We start from the raw sequence: 6,763 nt of genomic DNA, 5'->3' as shown, positions 1-6,763 counted from the left end.
CTTAGCCGCCTCTCGCGAGACAACTATCTTAGTATACCACCTACTTCTATCCCTGTCAATACTTTTATCCTAAATTTTTTATTTTTTTACTTAGCCCTTTCTTCTGGAGTTTTGGAAATGCTGGTAAATCAAGATGTTTGCTACACTTTTCGCGTTTTTTTAACACACTTCCTTCTAGCAAAAGAGCTAACCTCTTTGTGAGATTAGCTTCATTTGTATTAACTGTATTACCCTTTTCGGTATTTTGAAAGTTCTGCATCATTTCCCCAAACAAAGTGTCCTGGGCTAAGTTCTGCCATGTACGGTTTCGATGAACTATAATCATGTTGATCAGGGTCGTAGACGACCAATTCTTTGTCTCGTTCCAACATAGGATCTGGAATTGGAACTGCTGAGAGAAGAGATTTGGTATACGGGTGGATAGGGTTCCGGAAGAGTTCTTCTGTTTCTGCCACTTCTACAATAACCCCTTTATAGATTACGGCGATGCGATCTGAAATAAACCGAACAACGGATAAGTCATGGGCAATAAAGAGATAGGTTAATCCTAGTTCTTTTTGCATTTTCTTCAATAGATTCAGTACTTGCGCACGCACAGAGACATCTAGGGCAGATATCGGTTCATCTGCAATAACTAATTCTGGCTGCATGACAAGAGCCCTCGCAATACCAATCCGTTGGCGTTGCCCACCAGAGAATTCATGAGGATAACGGGTTAAATGTTCTTCAAGTAATCCAACTTGGTCAATAATCTCGCGAACTTTAGCTTTACGATCTTCTTCATTCTCATATAAATGGAAATTATATAATCCTTCAGAGATAATGTAGTCTACTGTTGCTCGGTCATTAAGACTTGCTGCTGGGTCTTGGAAAATCATCTGGATTTTACGAATAACATCTTTTCGTTGTTCTTTTGACAGTTTTCCATTGATTTTTTGACCGTCATAAATGATGTCACCAGCACTAGTATCGTTAATACCAATAATAGCGCGACCGATGGTTGTCTTTCCCGAACCAGATTCTCCAACTAAAGAGAACGTCTCACCTTTATTGATAAAAAAGTTAGCGTTTTTTACTGCGACAAACTTCTTTTTTCCTTCACCGAAGGAAATTTCTAAGTCTTTGATTTCGACTAATTTTTCAGTCATTTCCTTCCTCCTATTGTTGTGCTAGCATTTTTTGCTTGATTTTTTCGTGAAGATTTTGAATTGTTTCTGGTTTTTCAACAACCGGTGCATCTGGATGGAGCAACCATGTTTTTGCCCAATGTGTATCAGAAACATTAAAAGCAGGCGGATGCTCTTCGAAATCAATCTTCATGGCATAATCTGAACGCAAGGCAAAGGCATCGCCCTTCAACGGAGTATAAAGAGATGGCGGTGTTCCTGGAATTGAGAAGAGGTTCCCTGAATCATCAGCTAGCTGTGGCAAGCTTGAGAGCAAGCTCCATGTATACGGATGACGTGGATCATAGAAAACTTCTTCTACAGTTCCGTACTCCACAACTTCTCCAGCATACATAACCGCCACCTTATCTGCAATAGCTGCAACGACACCCAGGTCATGAGTGATAAAGATAGTCGTGAAGTGATACTCTTTTTGCAATGATTTTAGAAGATCTAGAATTTGCGCTTGAATCGTCACATCCAAAGCTGTCGTCGGCTCATCACAAATGAGGATGTCAGGGCGACAAGCTAGGGCAATGGCGATAACAATACGTTGGCGCATCCCACCTGAATATTGGAACGGATACTCGTTAAAACGTTTATCTGCTTCAGGGATACCGACCTTATTCATATAATCGATTGCTAACTCTTTAGCCTCTTCTTTTGTTTTTCCTTGGTGCTTAACAATGACTTCTACAATTTGCTTCCCAATTGTTACAATTGGGTTCAAACTAGTCATTGGATCTTGGAAAATGGTAGCAATCTTACTACCGCGGATACTCTCCCATTCTTTGGGATCTTTAATCTCTGTTAGCTCTTTGCCTCGGTAGGTGATTGACCCTTGGGCAACACGCCCATTTGTCTCCAGCATACCGGTAAAGGCCCTGGTTAAAACTGACTTACCTGAGCCTGACTCTCCCACAAGAGATAGAACTTCTCCTTCAATCAATTCCAGAGAAACATTTCGAATTGCCGTCAAGACACGGTCACGAACATCGAATTCCACGACCACATCTTTGGCACTTAAAATTACATTATTTGTTGTCATAAGGCCTCCTTATCTATGGGTACGTGGGTCACTTGCATCAGCAAGGTTTTGCCCGACGATGAACAATGACAATGACACTAAAACGAGAATAGTCAATGGAATCCAGAATAGATACGCATTTGTTGTCACGTTTTGTGAATATTTGGCAATCAAACGGCCCAGACTTGGAACTGTCGCCGGCAATCCTAATCCAAAATAAGAAAGGAAGGCTTCCGTAGAAATATAACCAGGTAACATTTGGGAAACAGACGTCACAATTACGGAGACAAGCTGTGGCAATAAGTTTTTGATGATAATCTTATTAACCGGCGTCCCGAGAGTCTGACTGGCCAAGTTGTACTCTAAATCACGATAGCGCATGATTTGAACACGAATACTATAAGCCGTCCCCATCCAACCTGTTAGCGTCATGGCTAAAATCAAATTCCAAAATCCTGAACCAATCGCATATGTCATAACGATGATGATTAGAAGGTAAGGAACGTTTGAGATAACGTTGTAGACTTCCATCATCACGCGGTCAACCGATTTTGACACACCCCAAATACCACCGACAATCACGCCGACCACCATGTTGATAATGGTAGAAATGACAGAAATCAGAATCGAATTTTTGGCACCGAACCAAACAGCGTCAAAAAGGGAGTGGGCATTCGCATCCGTACCAAACCAATATTTAGCATTTGGCCAGTTATAGCGCGCTGAGAAGTTGTTGATGTTGGTCACATCGTTAAAGTCATAATCCGAAAAAATAGGATAAAGAAAACTCATCAACAAAATAACAATCAATAACCCTAACATAAAGATGGTTGATTTTTTACGGAAAAATTGACGAAAAACAGCATTCCAATAAGAATAGCTTGGAGTATCGATCTTTTCAGAGGCAAGATCATCTCGTTTTACAAATTCAAATTGACTTTTAGCAATAGTAGACATTACTTACCTCCTTTCTTAGCAGAGAGATTAATCCGTGGGTCAACGATCGTCATCAAAATATCACCTGCCATGACTGCAAAGATTGACAAAGTACTAAAAATAAATGTCAAGCCAACGATCATTGAACTATTAGATGCTTTGACGGAATCAATCATCATTTTACCCATACCCGGAAAGGCAAAAAGAGATTCGGTCAAGGTCGCCCCTACAATAACACTTAAAATAGAAGATGGAATACCGTTTACAATCGGCACCATAGCGTTCTTGAAAATGTGACGGTAAGAAATTTCTTTTTCAGACAACCCTTTTGCTCTTGCAAAACGAACATAGTCACTAGAATCTTGGTCAATCAGGTAGCGACGTGCCCAGATAGCAAGACCTGGAATCCCTAATACTCCCAAGATAACCACTGGTAAGACATAAGACCGGTAATCTGATGCTCCTAAGATTGGGAAAGCATTTGGCAAACCAAATAAGGTTGTCCCGATGGTTCTAATGATATAGGCCAGGGCAACAGACGGCATAGCCATGATAAAGGTAAGGGTCGCTGTTGAAAAACTATCAATGCGTGTTCCTTTGAAACGCGACATCAAGATAGCCAGTGGCAATCCGACAAAGTAACTAATGATTACACCAAAAATACCAATAATAGCTGAACTTGCAATCATAGATGGATCAGTGTAATTTGTCAGTGTACTTGTATAAGCATCACCAGCACCAAAGTTTCTAATGGTTTGGGAGTCTGCTTTTTCTGGCGAACGATAAGATCTAGAGTAGATATCAACTGAACTTGACTTGGTTTCTCCACTAGGGAAGGTAACGTCAGTCATCTCCTTCTTACCTTGTCCTTGCGTAATGACTTGAAGAACCGGAATGTTTTGATAGGTTGGGTAAGATGTCCCTAGATTAAGCTTGATAAAATTCTGATGGATATAAGGGAATTTTGAATTAAAATAGAGGAGATATTTATGCTTGGTTCCTGAACCGACAACCGACCAGCCAACTGAAGGGTCGTTCTCGATGGAAATCCCTCTTTCCAAATCTGGGTTGGAAGCATCTTGGATTCTCCAAGGATGATCAATTTGAACTAGATTGCCATAGAACTCAAAGACACGCTGAAAAATAGGGACATCTCGTGTGGCATAAAACTGCCCAGACTCTTGAAACTGATGAAGCGTCCAACCATTTCCGAGTTGCTTGATGTACTCTTCGTAAATCGCTTTGTTTTGATCGGTTCCTTCAACAGTCACGCTAGCGTCAAACTCACTTGCTTTAGCACGAAGCTCTCTTGTGTTGTAATAGTCAATATAACCCATTTTTTCAAAGATGGTATTTTCATAATCCGCCTTTGTATCTGGGGTTTTGGTCATTTTTGTGTAGTTTGTGTCATTCTTGAAAATCTGTCTTCTGGGTACCAAAGTGTATACAATCGTGTAGATGAGTGTTGTTACCAAGAAGATAGACACCAAGGAACGCAAAATACGATTAAAAATGTATTTCTTCATTTTCTTAGGTCCTCCAAATTCCAAAAGAACTTCCTCTAGGTCTTAGAGAAAGTTCTCCTGAAACAAGTTATTTATTATTCGATATGATCTGCAAGAGCTTCTTGTGCTTTTTGATTAGATGTTGCTTTTTCTTCTTCCCACTTCTTAAGGGCTGCTTCATAATCAGAGGCTAAAACAGGTTCCTCTTGAACTTTTAGAAGTTTGTAAGTGTCACGTTTGTTACCAACGCTACCGTAAGCCGCTGTGAATGGTGTTGTCTTACGTACAGATGGTGTTGCACCATTTGAAATGTAAGGGATGATAACAGAAGAATCAACTAACCAAGCTTGTGCTTTAGCATATTGGTTGTAACGAGCTGTCACATCAGAGGTCTCACTTGACGCTTCTGCTAACATGGCATTATAGTCATCAAATCCTGCTTTTTTACCAGCTTCACTATTTGAACCACCATCGACACCGATAACGTATGAATGAGAACCACTTACTGATGTATCAAAGATGTCAAGGTAAGTTGATGGGTCTTCAAAGTCTGGACCCCAACCAGTTGCTAGTGACAAGTCATAATCCAACTGAGACGCATTAGTAGCAAAGTATGCTGCGTTGTTGTATACATCTTCATCCATCAGCTGAATATCAACCACTACATTTTCAGCACCAAGAGTTGATTCTACAGAATCTTTAAAGGACTGGGCTTGCGCCACGTTAATTTCGCTCGATTGAAGAGCTGGTACATCGAGATGGATAGGGAAGGTTACGCCTTCTCCTTCAAGCGTTTCTTTAGCTTTATCAAACTCTGCCTTAGCTTTTTCAGGATTGTACATTCCATCTTGACCATCTGCTAAGTTAACATTTTCCCACTCTGTTCCGTAAGTAACTAATTCTTTTTCAACGACAGAACCAAAGCTTTCACCGTCGATGGAAACGAAATCGGTCGGAACGAGCGTGTTACGAATACCTTTTGCAGCACCGTCTTCACCAACACTTTGCGCATTGTAAGATACACGGTCAAATGCGAAGGAAACAGCTTGACGGAAGTCTTTGTTCAAGATTGCTGCCTTAGTATTTGATTTTTCATCGTCTGAAGACTTAGCTGTATGATCATAGTTTTGACGATCTAAGTTAAAGAGAGCATAGAAAGTTGTTGAACCTTGGGGGCTGTATACAATGTTATCGCCATATTTTTCTTTAACAGTAGAGTAAAGCGATGAGTTAGGGAACACACGCGCTTGTGTATAGGCACCTTCATCAAAGCCTTTGTATAGAGAGTCTGAATCTTGGCCGTCATAGAAGGTTAACTGTACATGTTCGATAGATACACTGTCAGCGTCCCAATAGTTTTCATTTTTTGTGTACTCAATAGATGACTTAGGAGTCATTGCTGAGATAACATAAGGACCATTATAAAGAATTGTTGATGGATCTGTCGCTGTACCAAAGGCATCACCTTGAGTTGTCAAGAATTCTTCATTAACTGGGAACAAAATGTTCATGGTTGTTTTAGAATTCCAGAATGGTTCAGCCTCATTCAATGTGTATTGAACGGTTCTATCATCAAGAGCCTTAACACCAACTGTTTCAAAGTCATCCGTTTCGCCTTTAATGTAGGCATCTAATCCAACAACTGAGTTCTGAACGATGTAAAGACCTGGGGACTCGTTTTCAGCAGCGTATTTCAAACCAGTAACGAAGTCATTTGCTGTAACATCAGCGTATTCTTCACCATCAGCAGTATACCACTTAGCGCCTTCACGCAAAGTGTAAGTATAGGTCTTGCCATCTTCTGAGACTTTCCAATCTTCAGCCAATGAAGGCACGTAGTTACCATAAGTATCATTTTCCAACAATCCATCAATAAGGTTTGATGTGATATCTGATGTTGATGCCCGGTTAGAGAGCAAATAGTTCAAGGTTTCAGGGTCTGTTGCATAAACATAAGAATAGGTTGATGCTTCAGAACTACTACTTTGAGTGTTTGTAGATGAACTACCGCAGGCAGCTAACACACCAGCCGCAAGCAATGCCACGCCAGAAAGCGCCATCATTTTTCTCTTTTGCATAATAATCTCCTTTTATTAAGCTGACTTTTTAGACATAAAAAAACAACCTGA

At 40.5% G+C, this 6,763-nt stretch carries 6 protein-coding genes; 1 reads left to right on the top strand and 5 read right to left on the bottom strand.

The features are described from left to right. The coding region (locus J2S23_RS09625) for a hypothetical protein (protein ID WP_307122515.1) at positions 1-201 on the top strand (201 nt) is incomplete at its 5' end. A gap of 26 nt (positions 202-227) precedes the next feature. On the opposite strand, the gene J2S23_RS09620 is transcribed toward J2S23_RS09625, so the two are convergent. The 5 genes from J2S23_RS09620 to J2S23_RS09600 form a co-directional block, all read right to left on the bottom strand. Further along, positions 228-1,148, bottom strand: a complete 921-nt coding sequence (locus J2S23_RS09620) for an ATP-binding cassette domain-containing protein (RefSeq protein WP_307122514.1) — start codon at positions 1,146-1,148, stop codon at positions 228-230. Between the two features lie 10 nt (positions 1,149-1,158). Further along, a complete protein-coding gene (locus tag J2S23_RS09615) occupies positions 1,159-2,214 on the bottom strand; it encodes an ABC transporter ATP-binding protein (RefSeq protein ID WP_307122513.1) in 1,056 nt (351 codons plus the stop codon). 9 nt (positions 2,215-2,223) lie between these two features. Further along, entirely contained in the window at positions 2,224-3,150 is a 927-nt protein-coding gene (oppC, locus tag J2S23_RS09610) for an oligopeptide ABC transporter permease OppC (protein ID WP_307122512.1), read from the bottom strand. Further along, positions 3,150-4,655 (bottom strand): ABC transporter permease, encoded by a 1,506-nt coding sequence (locus tag J2S23_RS09605; RefSeq protein WP_307122511.1) that lies wholly within the window; start codon positions 4,653-4,655, stop codon positions 3,150-3,152. The genes oppC and J2S23_RS09605 overlap by 1 nt, the downstream gene beginning before the upstream one ends. Positions 4,656-4,729: 74 nt before the next feature. Beyond that, a complete protein-coding gene (locus J2S23_RS09600; protein WP_307122510.1) occupies positions 4,730-6,712 on the bottom strand; it encodes a peptide ABC transporter substrate-binding protein in 1,983 nt (660 codons plus the stop codon). Between the last annotated feature and the right edge of the window lie 51 nt (positions 6,713-6,763).

The organism is Streptococcus moroccensis, from assembly GCF_030812835.1.
Classification (GTDB): Bacteria; Bacillota; Bacilli; order Lactobacillales; family Streptococcaceae; genus Streptococcus; species Streptococcus moroccensis.
This window is presented reverse-complemented; position numbering and strand designations above follow the sequence as displayed.

Bases quoted from the DNA above. Each gene is read 5' to 3' on its own strand.
- J2S23_RS09620 (WP_307122514.1), bottom strand. From the start codon at position 1,148: ATGACTGAAAAATTAGTCGAAATCAAAGACTTAGAAATTTCCTTCGGT.
- J2S23_RS09615 (WP_307122513.1), bottom strand. From the start codon at position 2,214: ATGACAACAAATAATGTAATTTTAAGTGCCAAAGATGTGGTCGTGGAA.
- oppC (WP_307122512.1), bottom strand. From the start codon at position 3,150: ATGTCTACTATTGCTAAAAGTCAATTTGAATTTGTAAAACGAGATGAT.
- J2S23_RS09605 (WP_307122511.1), bottom strand. From the start codon at position 4,655: ATGAAGAAATACATTTTTAATCGTATTTTGCGTTCCTTGGTGTCTATC.
- J2S23_RS09600 (WP_307122510.1), bottom strand. From the start codon at position 6,712: ATGCAAAAGAGAAAAATGATGGCGCTTTCTGGCGTGGCATTGCTTGCG.